Here is a 14962-nt window from a genome sequence, read left to right as displayed (position 1 = left end):
TTCTGGAGACTTACCCATGAGTGGATTCTTCCACGGCGTCACCGTCACCAACGTCGACACCGGCGCCCGCACCATCGCGCTGCCTTCCTCCTCGATCATCGGCTTGGTCGACACCTTCACCGAAGGCCCGACCGCCACGGCCAAGGCCAACGACCTGGTGCTGATCACCAGCGAGCGTGAAGCCATCGCTGCGTTCGGCGCGAATGCGGCAATTACCAAGGCCTGTCAGGCCATTTACAGCCGCGCCAAGGCGGTCATCGTCGCCTGTGGCGTGGCCAAGCTTGAGGATGCCGCCGAGCAGACTTCGGCGATCATCGGCGGTGTATTGGCCGACGGCAAACGCACCGGCCTGCAGGCGCTGCTCGACGGCAAAAGCCGCTTCAACGCCCAGCCGCGTCTGTTGGTGACTCCAAAACACAGCGCCACCCAGGCCGTCGGCACGGCGCTGGTGGCTCTGGCTGACAAGCTGCGCGGCCTGGCCATCCTCGATGGTCCGAACACCACCGACGAAGCGGCCATTGCCTATGCCGAAAACTTCGGTGCCAAACGCGCCTTTCTCGTCGATCCAGGTGTGCAGTATTGGGACACCACGGCTGACGCCACCGTCGACGCACCGGCCTCGGCCTGGGTCGCCGGTCTGTTCGCCTGGACCGATAGCGAGTACGGCTTCTGGGCCTCGCCGTCGAACAAGGAGTTCGTCGGTATTACCGGCACCGGTCGTCCGATCGAGTACCTCGATGGCGACGAAACCTGCCGCGCCAACCTGCTCAACAACGCCAACATCACCACGGTCATCCGCGATGACGGCTACCGCCTGTGGGGCAACCGCACCCTGAGCAGCGATCCGAAATGGGCTTTCGTCACCCGCGTGCGGACCATGGACATCGTCATGGACGCGATCCTCTATGGCCACAAGTGGGCGGTCGACCGCTCGATCACTGCCACCTACGTCAAGGACGTGACCGAAGGCCTGCAAGCCTTCATGCGCGATCTCAAGGCCCAGGGCGCAATCATCAATTTCGAAGTGTTCGCCGATCCCGAGCTGAACACCGCCAGCCAGCTGGAGCAGGGCAAGGTGTACTGGAACATCCGTTTCACCGACGTGCCGCCAGCTGAAAACCCGAACTTCCGCGTCGAGGTCACCAACCAGTGGTTGACCGAAGTCCTCGACCAGGCCGCTTAATCAAGGAGCAATACACATGGCAATGATTCCCGAAACCCTGGCGAACCTGAACCTGTTCGTCGATGGCGTCAGCTTTCAAGGTGACGTCCCCAGCCTGACCCTGCCCAAGCTGACCCTGAAGATGGAGGAGCACCGTGCCGGTGGCATGGACATGCCGATCGAAATCGACCAGGGCATGGAGAAGCAGGAAGCCGGCTTCGTCACCACGGGCGTGCGCCGCGAGTCGCTGAAGTTCTTCGGCCTGGCTGACGGTTCGGCATTCAACGGCACCTTCCGTGGTGCCTTCAAAGGCCTGAAAGGCCGTATCACACCGGTGATCGTTACCCTGCGTGGCGCGCTGAAGGAAGTCGACATGGGCGACTGGAAGCCGGGCGACAAGGCCGAAATCAAGCACAACGTGGCAGTGACCTACTACAAGCTGGAAGTGGATGGTCGCCTGATCTACGAAATCGATCCGCTGGGGATGAAACGCGTCATCGATGGCGTCGACCAGCTCGCCGCGCAACGTTCGGCCCTGGGCCTGTAAGGAGATCGCATGAATCAGGCAAACAAGACGCCAAGCTGGCTGGCCGTGAGCGCCGAACGGGTGGTCGTGACCCTCACCAGGCCGTCCGAGGCCAATGGTGTACAGGTTGACAGCCTGTCGCTGCGCGCACCCACGGTACGCGACATCCGTGCCGCGCAATCGGCAGCCAACAGCGACGACGAACAACGTGAACTGAACCTGTTCGCCTCGCTCGCCGAAGTCGCCGTCAAGGACCTCGAAGGGCTTGCCCTGAAAGACTACAGCCGCTTGCAGGCCGGGTATTTTCGTCTGGTGCAAGACGACGAGGTTTGACCCCGCCGTGCAGAGAGCGGCGGCCAAGCGGCTCGCCAGGGAGCTGAACTTTTCCGCCGCCGAAATCATGACCATGTCGTTCAGCGACATGGTCTGGTGGCTCACGGATTAAGCCTGTGGCGTGGCTAAAGGGGAATCAGATGGCGAGCAATCTGGCAATGAAACTGCAGCTCGATGCCCCCGTAATGTTCACGGTAGGCATCGCGTTCAAGTCGGTCGAAGACCGTATCAAGAAGAACACCAAAGTACTGGAGAACATTTTCGCTGAAGTCTTGCGCCTGCGTAATGAGGCGAAGCCTGCACCGCGCCGTGATGTTAACGAGGTGGGCGTGTTGCGCCCTTATCTGCAAGCAACGCTCAACCTGCTTCAGCAACAGCTCGTTGCGCTGCGTCAGCAGCAACAGGTGTCGGTATCGCTGGGGCGGACTGGCACATCGGCAAAAGCGCCAGCACCTGAGCGGGACAACCTGAAGGCCTTCGAGGGCCTTCCGCTGATCGGTCAGGCGGTTACGGTGGGGCGGGCGCTGGTGTTACCCACGCAAATCAGCGCGCAGTACCAGAAGATTACCCGCGACATCGCGATCAGCGCGGGCGTGGCTGACGGCGTTGCGCCTTCGCAGCAAGAGCAGAAAGTGATCGCCACGGTAAGCAAAATCAACAATGCCACCGGGATGGAGCGCAACCAGGCGGCCACGTTGATCAAGCAGCTGTACGACACCGGTATGGGCCTGGAGAAAGCCCTGGCTTATGCGCCGGTGGCGGCGACGTTTTCGGTTGGGCAGGATGCCTCGACCGATGACAGCGTACGCTTGATCAGCGAGTTGCAGAGCAACCCGAAGATCACCGGCCCGGCTGAACTGAAAAAGGCGCTGGAGTACATCGTGTTCCAGCGCAAGGGGACGGGCGAGGGCGTTGCTGACAGTCTGTCCGCGTCGCAGAACCAGGGCCTGGACCGGGCGCTCGGCCGTGTTCAGCCCGAGGGTGCCAAAGGTGTCCTCGACAGCGACCTGATCTCGCGGCGTGGGACTTCTGATCGACGCCTGAGCGAAGTGTCCGACGCATTCGATGACTCGCTGCGCAGCCTGGGTGATTCCATTCGACCGTTGACGGATGAATTGGCCATGGGCATCACCGCCACGGCCAAAGCATTCACTGGCGCGCCGGATGCGATCAAGTGGCTGATCACCGGGGCCACGGTACTCGGTACGGCCTTTCTGGCGCTCAAAGGGCGTGGATGGTTCAAAGGCGCACCGATCCCGGAGGGGGCTGGTAACGACCCAGGGCAGGGCGCCGGTTTGTCGAAGGTGTTCGTGCTCAACGACCCGCTCAATGTATTTGTGGTCAACGCCAGCGACATCGGGTGTTGTATGGGAGCGCAAGGGCGCGAACGAAAACGTCCATCCCAGCGTGGACGAAAGACGCCGCAACGTCAGTCGCCTTCATCGGCGCGGCGCAGGCGTCCTCGCCCAGCACCGCTACCTGCTCCATCCGCGCCGCCGAGCAAGCCGCCGGCACCCAACCGTTCGGTAAGTACGGCGGGCAGGATCGGTGCTGCGATCAAGGAGGTTCGTGGCCCGGCGCTTCTAGAGGCGGGGATCAAGGGTGTGGTTACCCTCGCGACTGCCGACACCCCTGAAGAGAAGGCCGAGGGTTACGGTGCTGCCGCTGGCGGTTTGGTCGGATCGATGCTGGGTGGGGTGCTTGGGGCGTTCGTGCCGGTGATCGGGCCGCCGATTGGCGCTTTGCTCGGCGGCATGGCGGGCGATGCGATCGGTGGTTGGCTGGGTAAAAAGATGGTGGCACCCCGCGATGAGCCAGCGTCGGCAGTTGCACAACCGGGCGACGTGGTGCGTTCGCTGGTGAGTACGGTGCCCGTCCCGGACCCTCTGGCAACGCTGGGCAATGCGCCGGTACCGCAGCTTAATCAGCCGCAACAGGTCAGCCAGCAATTCACCTTCACCCCGAGCATGCCCATCACGGTCCAGGGCAGCGTCAGCGATCCCATGCTGCTCGCCCAGAACCTGCAAGCCATGGTCCGCCGCGAGTTCGAGGAGCTGATGCGTATGGCGACCGCGCGGCAACTATCCGACATCCCCCACGTTAACTAAGGAGCGCCCATGAACTACATACAACAGCTGCAGTCGTCGCTGCGCTACGTAGTGGCGGCAGGGCAGGCGGGGCGGCACAGTGTCGATGAAATGCTGGCGCCGATGAATGGCGCGGTCAGTGACATCACCGGCGCTGTGGCCGAGCTTGAAGGCATTCCCTTTGTCGGCCCGCTGATCGCCGCCAAGCTGCAACGTACGATGCGCGCTATTAAAAGCGCGCAAGAGACGGTCAAACAGGTCTCGGACAAGTATGACCAGGCGCTGGCGGTGGTGGTCCAGGTTCAGGACCGGATTCAGGTCTTCGGCGAGCAGGTGGACAAGGCGGCGGCGAAGATCAACCAGATTGCCGGCAAGATCAGTCCGTCGCTGGGCAACATCCTGCCTACTGGCATTTTCTTGCCCGCGGTCACCCCGGCCGCGGAGGCGGTCAAACCGTTCCCTCATTTATTGATCCTGCAACCACTGGATGGCGTGTCACCGGGTTACTACTTCAACCTCGACACCGCCGCGTTCGAAGAGCTGCGGCGCCAGACCAGTTTTCGCTGGACCGGCCAGGAACGTTTGACGCGCAGTGTCGCACAGCAGGCGGTGAGTCTGGGTGAGGAAAAAATCAATATCAGGGGGACGATTTTCCCGAGGCGCAAAGGCGACCTTGGCCATCTGCAGACGTTGCGCAGCATTGGCCGGTTGTTGCGCCCGCTGAGTCTGGTCAGCGGTTACGGCGAGGTGCTGGGCAACTGGTGCCTGACCGGCATCGACGAAGATCAGAGCAACCTGCTGGCTGGCGGTATCCCCCGTAAACAGGCCTTCACACTGGAGTTTGTGAGCTATGGCGACGACCTGCAGAACCTCTGAAGGGGATGTGCTCGACACCTTGTGTCAGCACTACTACGGGCACCTCAATGGCAGTGTGGAAGCTGTGCTCAATGGCAATCAGGGCCTGGCCGACGAACCCCAGCCGTTTCGTGCCGGGGTGCTTATCCAGTTGCCGGAACTGGCCGCAGCTAGCGATTCCACGGTCCAGCTATGGGATTGACGCTTCGGTCATTCGTGCAGCCACCAGACCCCGCCGTGTGCGGGGTCTGCTTTTGCGGAGCATGAGTCATGCAACCTGTATTTCGCATTGTCGCTGATGGCAAGGACATCACCGCCATTATCAACGACCGCTTATTGCTGCTGCGCACCACGGACAAGCCAGGCATGGAGTCGGACGACTTCGAGCTGCGTATTGATGACCGTGATGGCGCAGTGACGCTGCCTGCACGCGGGGCTGCCATCGAGATTCATCTGGGCTACGCCGGCCAGACGCTGACCCGTCTGGGGCGCTATACCGTGGATGAAGTCGAACTGTCCGGACCGCCCGACAGCGTGATCATTCGGGGCAAGGCGAGTGACATGCGCGGTAGTGGCAAAACCACGCGCAGCGGCAGCTGGGAGAACGTCGCGTTGCAACGGATCGTCGGTGATATCGCCGCGCGCAATGGTTGGCAACCGGCGTGTCCGGTGCTGACCAAGGTGCTGCGGGTCGATCAGTTCAATGAGTCGGACTTCAACTTCATCACCCGTCTGGCCAAGCAGTACGACTGCACCGCCAAGATCGGCGACGGCACCTTGCTGGTATTGCCGCGCCAGGGCGGGCAGAGCGCAAGCGGCAAGGCCCTGGGGGTTGTCAGCCTGCGCCGCGCCGATGTCACGCGCTGGCAGTTCCGCCTGGCTGACAAAGGCACCTATCAGGCAGTACAGACCCGGCATCAGGACCCGCGTAGCGGCCAGCTCAAGGTGGTCGACCTGGTGAACGAGGACGCGCCACAGGGGATGGCGCCGGTTCACACCGACCGCCATCTCTACCCGGATCAGGCATCGGCACAGCAGGCGGCCAAGGCACGGCTGGCGGCACTCAACCGCAGCACGGCCAACGTACGTCTGGACATGCCAGGACGCACAGATGTGTTCACCGAGCGCACGGTCGATCTGAAGGGGTTCAAGAGCGGACTCGATGGCGAGTACCTGGTGGGGTCGGTGGAGCAGGTGTTCAGCGCTTCTGGCTGGACAACCACGCTCGAGTGCAATGGCGGCAGGCAGGGCAAGGCCAGGGCCAAGGGCGCCAGGCCGCGCAAGCGTGACACTTCGCGTTGAATGGATGGGTGATACAAACGAGGTGCTTATGGAAATAACTGAAAAAACGCTGTTGTCGATTTTCCCCAACGCCCGCCAGCAAGCGGGCGTTTTTGTGTCTGCCTTGAACGCCGCCATGCAGCGCTGGGAAGTTGATTCCCCGCGACGCATGGCGGCTTTTCTGGCGCAGGTCGGGCACGAGTCCGGGCAGCTGCGTTATGTGAAAGAGCTGGGCAGTGAGCGCTACCTGTCGCGTTATGACACCGGTAACCTCGCCCTGCGCCTGGGCAATAGCCCTGAGGCCGATGGCGATGGCCAACTGTATTGCGGCCGCGGCCTGATCCAGGTCACCGGTCGCAACAACTATCACGCCTGCAGCATGGCGCTGTTCGGCGACGAGCGTTTACTGGACCTGCCGCAGCTACTTGAGCAGCCACGCTGGGCGAGCGAATCGGCGGCCTGGTTCTGGCATTCTCGCGGGCTCAATCAACTGGCCGATCGCGGCGAGTTCAACCGTATTACCCGCCACATCAATGGCGGGGCTCAATGGCCTTGAGGATCGCCTGAAACTTTGGGCTCGGGCCCGCGAGGTACTGTGTTGAAGCGGTTGCGGGGCGTGCTGCCGATGGCGTTGCTACTGCTGGTTGCAGCGCTGACCTGGCAGGTGCAGGCATGGCGGTACAGCGCGCAACTGGCGCAGCAGGCACAGGCCCATGCCCAGGAGCGCCAGCAACTGGCCGAAGCCCTGGCCAGCCAGGCGCTTGGCGAGCGTCAGCAGCGTCAGGTGCTGGAGCAGCAGATCCAGGCCAACGATCAATCCCATTATCAGGAGTTACTCGATGCGCAACAGACTCAAGCGCGCCTGCGTGACCGTCTTGCCACTGCTGATTTACGGCTGTCAGTCCTCCTTGGCACCGACGCCGCCTCCGGTGTGCGCGCCGCCTCCGGCACCGGCGGCCTGGATCATGACCCCGTACGCGCCCGACTTGAGCCGGCGCATGCTCAACGAATTATCGCCATCACCGACCGCGGCGATCGGGGATTGATCGCCTTGCGGGCCTGTCAGGCCTATGTGCGCGCGCTGCAGCGCTGAGGATTTGTGTCGGACGATAGCTGGTGTAGGGTAGGCGACAGTCTTTCAAGGAGCTTGCCATGGACCCGATCACTGCGCTTTCCGCCCGCCTGGGTGAACACCTGCGCCGCTTCAATGCCCAGGTGACCACTGCCGAGTCCTGCACCGGCGGCGGCATCGCCGAGGCCATTACGCGGATTCCGGGCAGTTCGGCCTGGTTCGAAGCCGGTTATGTGACTTACTCCAACCCCCAGAAGACCCGCCAGCTGGCGGTGCCGCAAACCCTGTTCGCCGAGGTCGGGGCGGTCAGCCAGGAAGTGGTCGAGGCCATGGTCCGCGGCGCCCAGGCTGCCAGTGGTGCGCGGTTCGCCGTGGCGGTCAGTGGCGTGGCCGGGCCGGACGGTGGCTCGCCGGCCAAACCGGTGGGTACCGTATGGCTGGCCTGGGCCGATGGCAGCCATGTCAGCAGCGAGCGCCGGCACTTCGACGGCGACCGCGACGAGGTGCGCCGACAAACGGTAATCGCCGCGCTAGAGGGCTTGTTACAGCTTGGTGCAGAGTAAATCGCAATTCGGGGGTAGGCGGGAACAAAACCCTGTGGAATAATACTGGCTACTTATACAGGTGTTCTGGCCGTCAGGCCCTATCGATTACGTGAGGACTTCAATGGACGACAACAAGAAGCGCGCCTTGGCTGCGGCCCTGGGGCAAATCGAGCGTCAATTCGGTAAAGGCGCGGTCATGCGCATGGGCGACCACGAGCGTCAGGCAATTCCGGCCATTTCCACCGGTTCCCTGGGCCTGGACATTGCCCTGGGCATTGGCGGCCTGCCAAAAGGCCGTATCGTCGAGATTTACGGTCCTGAGTCGTCCGGTAAAACCACACTGACCCTGTCGGTCATCGCCCAGGCCCAGAAAATGGGCGCTACCTGCGCATTCGTCGACGCCGAGCACGCCCTCGATCCCGAGTACGCCGGCAAGCTCGGCGTCAATGTCGACGACCTGCTGGTCTCGCAGCCAGACACTGGCGAACAGGCCCTGGAAATCACCGACATGCTGGTGCGCTCCAACGCTGTTGACGTGATCATCGTCGACTCCGTGGCCGCCCTGGTACCCAAGGCCGAGATCGAAGGCGAGATGGGCGACATGCACGTCGGCCTGCAAGCCCGCCTGATGTCCCAGGCCCTGCGTAAAATCACCGGTAACATCAAGAACGCCAACTGCCTGGTGATCTTCATCAACCAGATCCGCATGAAGATCGGCGTGATGTTCGGCAGCCCGGAAACCACCACCGGTGGTAACGCGCTGAAGTTCTACGCTTCGGTCCGTCTCGACATCCGCCGTACCGGCGCGGTGAAGGAAGGCGACGAAGTGGTCGGTAGCGAAACCCGCGTCAAGATCGTCAAGAACAAGGTGGCACCGCCATTCCGTCAGGCTGAGTTCCAGATCCTCTACGGCAAGGGCATCTACCGCAACGGCGAGATCATTGACCTCGGCGTGCTGCACGGCTTCCTGGAAAAATCCGGTGCCTGGTACAGCTATCAGGGCAGCAAGATCGGTCAGGGCAAGGCCAACTCGGCCAAGTTCCTTCAGGACAACCCGGAAATCGCCGCTACCCTCGAGAAGCAGATCCGCGACAAGCTGCTCAATGCCGGTGCTGTTGAGGCTGCTGGCAAGGCTGCAGCGGTCAACGCCGAGCCTGAAGACGAAACCGAAACTGAAGCCGGCTACTGATCGTCCCCATGTCCGCCGTACTCGACACCCCCGTCGCCGTAAGGCGGACAGCCATGGACCTGCTCGCACGCCGCGAGCATGGTCGAGTCGAGCTGACGCGTAAGTTGCGTCAGCGCGGCGCTCCCCCCGAATTGATTGACCAGGAGCTCGACCGCTTGACGGAAGAGGGCCTGCTCAGTGAAGCCCGTTACCTGGAAAGCTTTATCAGCTACCGCTCGCGTTCCGGCTACGGCCCGGCACGCATTCGCGAAGAGCTGAGCCAGCGCGGCCTGCAACGCGGCGACATCGACCAGGCCTTGCGCGAGAGCGGTGTGGATTGGGCGGGGCAGTTGCAGGATGTCTGGCAGCGCAAATTCTCCGGGCAGTTACCCATCGATCCGCGCAGCCGCGCACAGCAAACCCGTTTTCTGGTTTACCGTGGCTTTTCCATGGAGATGGTCGGCCGCCTGTTGAGCGGCCGAGGTCTGGACGACTAGTTGAAGGTCAAGTGACCTTCAGCGCTTCGCGGGCCCGTTGCGTGGTGTGCATTGGCTCGGGTTTGGCCCAGTTTTCCGACAGGTTGATGAAGTCCACCAGTTCGCGCAGGCGCCCTTGGTCGCGGCCGTTGAAGGCGAAGGTCAGGCGCGTCAGATGGCTGAACCTGGCTTCGTCGTGGTGTTCTCCAGCATAGGCGTGCTGGTGGTATTGGCCACTCAGGCGCAAGTCGGCAAACCCCTCCTGTAGATCAAGCAACGCGCCCTCGCTGAGCGGGTGGTGCATGCGAATCACGAACTGGTTTTTCAGCCAGCGGCTGGAGTGATAGTTGCTGTAGAACTGGTTGATCTCCTCCACGGCTTCTTCGGCACTCTGCACCAGGCGTAGCAGCTTAAGGTCGCTGGGCAGGATGTAGCGATTTTCTTCCAGCTGCCGGGTGATGAAATTCAGTGCGTCCTGCCAGAAGGTGCCGCCCGGAGAATCCAGAAGTACCACAGGTACCAGCGGGCTCTTGCCGGTCTGGATCAGGGTGAGCACTTCCAGCGCTTCATCCAGCGTGCCGAAGCCACCTGGGCACAGCACCAGCGCATCCGCTTCCTTGACGAAGAACAGCTTGCGAATGAAGAAGAAGTGAAACGGCAGCAGCTTGTCGGTGCCGTCTACAGTGGGGTTGGCGTGCTGCTCGAACGGCAGGGTGATGTTGAACCCCAGGCTGTGATCGACGCCTGCGCCTTCGTGTGCGGCGGCCATGATGCCACCGCCAGCGCCGGTGATGACCATCAGGTTGGAACGAGCCAGGGTCGCGCCCAGTTCCCGGGCCAGTGCATACATCGGGTGCTCGACCGGGGTGCGGGCTGAACCGAACACGGTGACCTTGCGCCGGCCCTTGTACTGTTCAAGGGTGCGGAAGGCATGGTCCAGTTCGCGCAAGGCTTGCAGGGTAATCTTGGCGTTCCAGCGGTTGCTGTCGTCATGGGCCATGCGCAGGACGGTCAGCATCATGTCACGGTACAGCGACAGGTTGGGGCTGTCGGGGGCAACCAGTTTCAGTTGTTCATCCAGCTTGCTCAGATCGATTCCCTGGTTCTTGAAGTGACTCGATAGCAGTTCATTCGGTTGGTAAGGCATTCAACGTCTCCTTCTGCAGCAAAACCTCTGACCGGACCTGTAGGGTTTCCGGCCGCGACACTACGTGTGTCGCTGGCTGCCGTGGCTCGAGTGTGCGCCTCGAGCATTGCAGTAGACCTGCAAGGTCTTAGTGCAGTGATGATGGGCTCTTTGTTGTTGTCGCTCAGCAATGCTAATGCACGGCGTCGGCAGGCATCCCCCGGTGCGAGCCCTGAAACGGGCGGGCGCTTGCTATCAATCTAGACCCTGGCAGGTATTTGTGCCGAAAGGATCTTCGCTGGGGCAGCGTGATGGGGCAGGTTGGAAACAGACCGCTCGTCAGCCGGGAACCGATCCTGGCAGGGGTCTGGTTAACTGGAAGCCTGAGCGACTGTCGCGGTGCAGGGAGGCTGTCACATGCAACGGCTTAATCTGGAGCTCGATGCACAGCTGTTCGAGCTGCTCGAGCGCTCGGCCCAGGCCAACAACCTGAGCCTTGAAGAAGAGTGCCTGCGTCGCCTGGGGGCCGGAGTGCGGCACTCACGTTACGTCCAGGCCCTGGTGGCCGAACTGCGCGCCGATGAAAAGCAACGGCGCGACAGCGAGCAGGTGGCTTAGGCTTACTTGCTTGGCTTCACACCACAACTCTTGGCATCGAACGCCTGTTCACTGACCGGGCGGTTGGTCTTGTACTCGGTGAAGCGGTAGGTCAGCACTGCACCTTTGGCCAGCAACTGACGGTAGCCGGTGTTCTTGCAGACGCTGTCACCCAATTGGCTGCGCACCCGGTTTGGGTCGGCCTTCATTTTTTCAGCGTGGCTGGGAAGTACGCTGAGGTGGTTGATCAGTTGCTTGCCTTCGACGGTGTAACCCTGGTCGAGGATGTCTTCGTTGATCGCCCGCGGCGTGCCCACGCTGCTTTCAGTGGCAACTTTTTGCAGCATCTTGCTCAGCTCGTATTCCTGCTTGGAGGCAGCATTGGCAGCCAGGGGCAGGGCGAGCAACAGGCTCAGGGACGGGGCGATGAAGCGCAACATGGGTTTCTCCTGGTTCGGTAACTGGCGATTGGACCGGCAACTGCGCACGGTGTTCCGTCACGCGCGAAGTCGTGGTGCCAGCGGGTAGCAACAGGTTGGAGATTATAGGGGAGTCGGCGCTATGGCTGCACGGCAAATACCGTCTGCCGGCAGACCGGGTCTGGTAAACTGCAGCGGTTTTCCTGTCTTGCCGAGTCCGCGCAGTGCCGTCCTTTCCTTGCCTATATAGTCTGCTGCCATGAGCCATGCCGTATCGCGCCTGCGCGCCGAGCGCCTGGCGCGCAGTGTCAAACCTTTCGTTGCGCGCGGATCACGGGCGCCACGCTGCCCGCAGTGCCGGGTGATTTTCAGCCATTGCCTGTGTGCCTGGCGTCCACAGGTGCCGTCCGATTCGGCGATGTGCCTGCTGATGCACGACACCGAGCCATTGAAACCGAGTAACACCGGCTGGTTGATTGCCGACCTGATCGCCGACACCTCGGCGTTCGGCTGGCAGCGTACTTCGGTCGATGAGGCTTTGCTGGCCTTGCTCGATCAGCCGCACTGGCAGCCTTACATCGTCTTTCCCGGTGAGTTCGTGGCGCCGCAAAGGGTGGTCAGCGAGGTAGTGCGTGAGCCCGGCAAACGGCCGTTGTTCATCCTCCTCGATGCGACCTGGACCGAGGCGCGCAAGATGTTTCGCAAAAGCCCCTATCTCGATCGCTTCCCGGTGCTCAGCCTGCAACCGGAGCAGCTGTCGCGCTACCGCTTGCGCCGCTCCAAGCGCGACGATCATTTCTGCACTGCCGAAGTGGCGGCCATGTGTCTGGAGCTGGCGGGGGACCAGCGTGCTGCCGAAGCCCTGGATGCTTATCTGGATGTGTTCAGTACGCACTACCTGAGTGCCAAGCACCAGTGGTCAATTGATGAGCAGGATGCCGTCCACCAGCGTTTGCATACCTTCCTATAGTACAAGGGGCAGATATCGCACATTGGGTCATAATGGGCAGGCTGGCGACCATTGCGTGCCTGTCCGGACCGGGCAATCAACTTGACCACCCGGTTCTGGCTCGGCATCCTTGGCGCCGATTCGGGCATATACAAGGCTTGAAACACAGTTTTTCCTGGCCTTGAAGTGCCTTTTGGGTGTGCGGCACCGCCGTCAGCACCTTGAGTTGCCCGCCAGGCGCCTATTCTTCCTCCCTGCGCCTGCACAGAACAGGATCATTAGATCGATGGCCACGTACGAAATCCTGATTGCCGATGACCACCCGCTGTTTCGCAGTGCCCTGCGTCAGGCTGTAACCCTGGGCCTGGGGCCCGATGTCCGCCTGGTAGAAGTGGCGAGCATTGCCGAACTGGAAACCCGCCTCGCCGAGAAGTCCGACTGGGATCTGGTGCTCTTGGACCTCAACATGCCAGGTGCCTACGGTTTTTCCGGGCTGGTCCTGTTGCGCGGTCAGTACCCGCAGATTCCGGTGGTGATGGTCTCGGCTCAGGAAGAAGCCGCGGTGGTGGTGAAGTCGCGCGAATTTGGCGCCAGTGGCTTTATTCCCAAGTCCAGCTCCCTGGAAGTGATTCAGGAAGCGGTGAAAAAGGTCCTTGATGGTGACATCTGGTGGCCGCCACAAGCCTTTGAAAAAGTCGACGTATCGGCTGAAGCCAAGGCTGCCAGTGAAGGTCTGGCCAGTCTCACCCCCCAGCAGTTCCGGGTGTTGACCATGGTCTGCGAAGGCTTGTTGAACAAGCAAATCGCCTACGAGCTGAACGTTTCGGAAGCGACCATCAAGGCCCACGTCACGGCGATTTTCCGCAAGCTCGGCGTGCGTACCCGAACTCAGGCGGCACTGCTCCTGCAACAACTGGAATCGGTTTCGGCGAGCTGAGGCCGTAGCCTTCACGCTTTTTTGACCCGATCTGCACTAGGCTGCAGCGCATTTTTCAGTGGATGAAGTGACCTTCTATGTCATCGCCTTTCAAGGGCCAGACCGGCCTCAAACGTATTTTCAACGCTGCCGGCTATTCGTTTGACGGTCTGCGCGCAGCTTTCACCGGTGAAGCGGCTTTCCGCCAGCTGGTGCTGCTCAATGTGCTGTTGGTGCCGCTGGCGTTCTGGCTGGATGTCAGTCGCGCCGAACGGGCCATCCTGATTGCCGTGTGCCTGCTGGGCCTGATCGTTGAATTGCTCAATTCGGCGGTTGAGGCGGCGATCGACCGGATTTCCCTCGACCGCCACCCGCTGTCGAAAAACGCCAAGGATATGGGCAGTGCCGCCCAGCTCGTCGCCCTGACAATGGTGGCGGTGGTCTGGGCGGTGATCCTTATCTAGGCAATGTTGGGCAGGACGATTTCATCGCTGCGTTGTACACCGGCGGTAAAGGTGCGGCACAGCTCAAGAAACTCGCGCATGGCAGAGGTCTGGTACTTCTGCTTGTGCCAGATGAAGTAGAACTGCCGGGCCAGGTCCAGCTCCGGTGTTTCCACTGCGACCAGGCTGCCGCGACGAAAAGCGTCGCGCAACGCCAGGCGTGAGATACATCCGATGCCCAGGCCCGATTCGACAGCGCGTTTGATCGCTTCGGTGTGTTCAAGCTCGAGGCGGATGTTCAGGTTGGAGCGGTGATGACGCATCGCCTGGTCAAAAGTCAGGCGGGTGCCGGAACCTTGCTCACGCAGAATCCACGCTTCGTGGGTCAGCTCTTCCAGGCTGGCCTGGCCGCGCTGCGCCAGCGGGTGCTGTGGCGCGCAAAACACCACCAGTTCGTCTTCAACCCAAGGTTGCACTTCAAGATCGGGATGGTTGCAGTCGCCTTCGATTAGACCCAGATCAATTTCATAATGGGCAACCTGGTGCACGATATGCGCAGTGTTTTGCACATGGAGCTTGACCTGACTTTCCGGGTGGACCTGCATGAAACTACCGATCAGCAGTGTGGCCAGGTAGTTGCCGATGGTCAGGGTGGCGCCGACCGCCAGTGAGCCGAAACCGGACTTGCCGTTGAGCAGGTCTTCGATTTCCTTGGCCTGGTCGAGCAGCGCCACTGCCTGTGGCAGCAGTTGATGGCCCAGGGCGTTGAGGCTCAGGCGTTTGCCGGCGCGATCGAACAGCTGGCAGCTGGACTGGCGTTCAAGTTCGGTGATCGAGGTACTGGCGGCCGACTGCGATAGCGCCAATATTCCCGCGGCTCGCGAGACGCTTTGATGCTGGGCTACGGCGACGAAGACCTGAAGCTGACGAAGTGTAAATCGCATATCTATATAACCGATAAGACATATCTTGATAATTCATTTAACAGATATTGTCGCTCGCACTAA

Annotated in this window: 18 protein-coding genes and 1 pseudogene; 16 read left to right on the top strand and 3 right to left on the bottom strand. The window is 61.4% G+C overall.

All coding sequences use genetic code 11. The features are described 5' to 3' along the window. The first annotated feature begins 16 nt into the window (after positions 1 to 16). From ACVI9W_RS06535 to recX, 12 genes and pseudogenes are all read left to right on the top strand, one after another. Positions 17 to 1183, top strand: coding sequence for a phage tail sheath subtilisin-like domain-containing protein (locus tag ACVI9W_RS06535; protein WP_461529532.1), 1167 nt, complete (start codon positions 17 to 19; stop codon positions 1181 to 1183). A gap of 16 nt (positions 1184 to 1199) precedes the next feature. After that, positions 1200 to 1709 carry a phage major tail tube protein gene (locus ACVI9W_RS06530; RefSeq protein ID WP_461529531.1) on the top strand — a complete coding sequence of 170 codons (510 nt, stop codon included), beginning with the start codon at positions 1200 to 1202 and terminating at the stop codon, positions 1707 to 1709. 9 nt (positions 1710 to 1718) lie between these two features. Beyond that, positions 1719 to 2021, top strand: a complete 303-nt coding sequence (locus ACVI9W_RS06525; protein ID WP_157193699.1) for a phage tail assembly protein — start codon at positions 1719 to 1721, stop codon at positions 2019 to 2021. Between the two features lie 140 nt (positions 2022 to 2161). Next, positions 2162 to 4129 (top strand): hypothetical protein, encoded by a 1968-nt coding sequence (locus ACVI9W_RS06520; RefSeq protein WP_461529530.1) that lies wholly within the window; start codon positions 2162 to 2164, stop codon positions 4127 to 4129. Positions 4130 to 4138: 9 nt separating this feature from the next. Then, positions 4139 to 4984: a phage tail protein gene (locus ACVI9W_RS06515; protein ID WP_461529529.1), complete on the top strand. Its 846-nt coding sequence runs from the start codon at positions 4139 to 4141 to the stop codon at positions 4982 to 4984. Then, positions 4959 to 5165: a tail protein X gene (locus ACVI9W_RS06510; RefSeq protein ID WP_461529528.1), complete on the top strand. Its 207-nt coding sequence runs from the start codon at positions 4959 to 4961 to the stop codon at positions 5163 to 5165. The genes ACVI9W_RS06515 and ACVI9W_RS06510 overlap by 26 nt, the downstream gene beginning before the upstream one ends. 68 nt (positions 5166 to 5233) lie before the next feature. Continuing rightward, on the top strand, positions 5234 to 6265 hold the full coding sequence (locus ACVI9W_RS06505) for a phage late control D family protein (RefSeq protein ID WP_461529527.1): 1032 nt from the start codon (positions 5234 to 5236) through the stop codon (positions 6263 to 6265). 28 nt (positions 6266 to 6293) lie between these two features. Further along, a pseudogene (locus tag ACVI9W_RS06500) lies at positions 6294 to 6846 on the top strand (glycoside hydrolase family 19 protein). A 23-nt stretch (positions 6847 to 6869) separates the two neighbouring features. Next, the gene (locus ACVI9W_RS06495) at positions 6870 to 7337 is read left to right on the top strand and encodes a lysis protein (RefSeq protein ID WP_461529526.1); all 468 of its coding nucleotides are present in this window, start codon (positions 6870 to 6872) and stop codon (positions 7335 to 7337) included. 59 nt (positions 7338 to 7396) lie between these two features. Next, positions 7397 to 7879, top strand: a complete 483-nt coding sequence (locus ACVI9W_RS06490; RefSeq protein ID WP_157193692.1) for a CinA family protein — start codon at positions 7397 to 7399, stop codon at positions 7877 to 7879. A gap of 103 nt (positions 7880 to 7982) precedes the next feature. Continuing rightward, positions 7983 to 9050, top strand: coding sequence for a recombinase RecA (recA, locus tag ACVI9W_RS06485; RefSeq protein ID WP_038613932.1), 1068 nt, complete (start codon positions 7983 to 7985; stop codon positions 9048 to 9050). Between the two features lie 8 nt (positions 9051 to 9058). After that, the gene (gene recX / locus ACVI9W_RS06480) at positions 9059 to 9526 is read left to right on the top strand and encodes a recombination regulator RecX (RefSeq protein WP_461529525.1); all 468 of its coding nucleotides are present in this window, start codon (positions 9059 to 9061) and stop codon (positions 9524 to 9526) included. A gap of 7 nt (positions 9527 to 9533) precedes the next feature. Here recX and ACVI9W_RS06475 read toward each other — a convergent pair whose 3' ends face one another. Next, positions 9534 to 10652, bottom strand: a complete 1119-nt coding sequence (locus ACVI9W_RS06475; RefSeq protein ID WP_461529524.1) for an LOG family protein — start codon at positions 10650 to 10652, stop codon at positions 9534 to 9536. Positions 10653 to 11048: 396 nt separating this feature from the next. On the opposite strand from ACVI9W_RS06475, the gene ACVI9W_RS06470 reads away from it, so the two are divergent. Next, the gene (locus ACVI9W_RS06470; protein WP_157193689.1) at positions 11049 to 11249 is read left to right on the top strand and encodes a hypothetical protein; all 201 of its coding nucleotides are present in this window, start codon (positions 11049 to 11051) and stop codon (positions 11247 to 11249) included. 2 nt (positions 11250 to 11251) lie between these two features. Here ACVI9W_RS06470 and ACVI9W_RS06465 read toward each other — a convergent pair whose 3' ends face one another. Next, positions 11252 to 11668, bottom strand: coding sequence for a quorum-sensing-regulated virulence factor family protein (locus ACVI9W_RS06465; protein ID WP_038613926.1), 417 nt, complete (start codon positions 11666 to 11668; stop codon positions 11252 to 11254). A 238-nt stretch (positions 11669 to 11906) separates the two neighbouring features. Here ACVI9W_RS06465 and ACVI9W_RS06460 point away from each other — a divergent pair, with 238 nt between their 5' ends. The 3 genes from ACVI9W_RS06460 to ACVI9W_RS06450 all read left to right on the top strand — a co-directional run bounded on the left by ACVI9W_RS06460 (position 11907) and on the right by ACVI9W_RS06450 (position 13976). Continuing rightward, a complete protein-coding gene (locus ACVI9W_RS06460) occupies positions 11907 to 12617 on the top strand; it encodes a tRNA-uridine aminocarboxypropyltransferase (RefSeq protein ID WP_157193688.1) in 711 nt (236 codons plus the stop codon). 265 nt (positions 12618 to 12882) lie between these two features. Then, positions 12883 to 13533 (top strand): response regulator transcription factor ErdR, encoded by a 651-nt coding sequence (erdR, locus tag ACVI9W_RS06455; protein WP_038613921.1) that lies wholly within the window; start codon positions 12883 to 12885, stop codon positions 13531 to 13533. A gap of 77 nt (positions 13534 to 13610) precedes the next feature. Continuing rightward, positions 13611 to 13976 carry a diacylglycerol kinase gene (locus tag ACVI9W_RS06450; RefSeq protein ID WP_157193687.1) on the top strand — a complete coding sequence of 122 codons (366 nt, stop codon included), beginning with the start codon at positions 13611 to 13613 and terminating at the stop codon, positions 13974 to 13976. On the opposite strand, the gene ACVI9W_RS06445 is transcribed toward ACVI9W_RS06450, so the two are convergent. Then, on the bottom strand, positions 13973 to 14899 hold the full coding sequence (locus ACVI9W_RS06445) for a LysR family transcriptional regulator (protein ID WP_038613917.1): 927 nt from the start codon (positions 14897 to 14899) through the stop codon (positions 13973 to 13975). The two genes, ACVI9W_RS06450 and ACVI9W_RS06445, sit on opposite strands and share 4 nt — an antisense overlap. Between the last annotated feature and the right edge of the window lie 63 nt (positions 14900 to 14962).

Source organism: Pseudomonas sp. 210_17 TE3656, from assembly GCF_054821965.1.
The sequence above is the reverse complement of the archived record's forward strand: the minus strand, read 5'-3'. Positions and strand labels throughout refer to the sequence as shown.

Coding starts and splice junctions, on each gene's coding strand:
- ACVI9W_RS06535 (WP_461529532.1), top strand. CDS start 17: ATGAGTGGATTCTTCCACGGCGTCACCGTCACCAACGTCGACACCGGC.
- ACVI9W_RS06530 (WP_461529531.1), top strand. CDS start 1,200: ATGGCAATGATTCCCGAAACCCTGGCGAACCTGAACCTGTTCGTCGAT.
- ACVI9W_RS06525 (WP_157193699.1), top strand. CDS start 1,719: ATGAATCAGGCAAACAAGACGCCAAGCTGGCTGGCCGTGAGCGCCGAA.
- ACVI9W_RS06520 (WP_461529530.1), top strand. CDS start 2,162: ATGGCGAGCAATCTGGCAATGAAACTGCAGCTCGATGCCCCCGTAATG.
- ACVI9W_RS06515 (WP_461529529.1), top strand. CDS start 4,139: ATGAACTACATACAACAGCTGCAGTCGTCGCTGCGCTACGTAGTGGCG.
- ACVI9W_RS06510 (WP_461529528.1), top strand. CDS start 4,959: ATGGCGACGACCTGCAGAACCTCTGAAGGGGATGTGCTCGACACCTTG.
- ACVI9W_RS06505 (WP_461529527.1), top strand. CDS start 5,234: ATGCAACCTGTATTTCGCATTGTCGCTGATGGCAAGGACATCACCGCC.
- ACVI9W_RS06495 (WP_461529526.1), top strand. CDS start 6,870: ATGGCGTTGCTACTGCTGGTTGCAGCGCTGACCTGGCAGGTGCAGGCA.
- ACVI9W_RS06490 (WP_157193692.1), top strand. CDS start 7,397: ATGGACCCGATCACTGCGCTTTCCGCCCGCCTGGGTGAACACCTGCGC.
- recA (WP_038613932.1), top strand. CDS start 7,983: ATGGACGACAACAAGAAGCGCGCCTTGGCTGCGGCCCTGGGGCAAATC.
- recX (WP_461529525.1), top strand. CDS start 9,059: ATGTCCGCCGTACTCGACACCCCCGTCGCCGTAAGGCGGACAGCCATG.
- ACVI9W_RS06475 (WP_461529524.1), bottom strand. CDS start 10,652: ATGCCTTACCAACCGAATGAACTGCTATCGAGTCACTTCAAGAACCAG.
- ACVI9W_RS06470 (WP_157193689.1), top strand. CDS start 11,049: ATGCAACGGCTTAATCTGGAGCTCGATGCACAGCTGTTCGAGCTGCTC.
- ACVI9W_RS06465 (WP_038613926.1), bottom strand. CDS start 11,668: ATGTTGCGCTTCATCGCCCCGTCCCTGAGCCTGTTGCTCGCCCTGCCC.
- ACVI9W_RS06460 (WP_157193688.1), top strand. CDS start 11,907: ATGAGCCATGCCGTATCGCGCCTGCGCGCCGAGCGCCTGGCGCGCAGT.
- erdR (WP_038613921.1), top strand. CDS start 12,883: ATGGCCACGTACGAAATCCTGATTGCCGATGACCACCCGCTGTTTCGC.
- ACVI9W_RS06450 (WP_157193687.1), top strand. CDS start 13,611: ATGTCATCGCCTTTCAAGGGCCAGACCGGCCTCAAACGTATTTTCAAC.
- ACVI9W_RS06445 (WP_038613917.1), bottom strand. CDS start 14,899: ATGCGATTTACACTTCGTCAGCTTCAGGTCTTCGTCGCCGTAGCCCAG.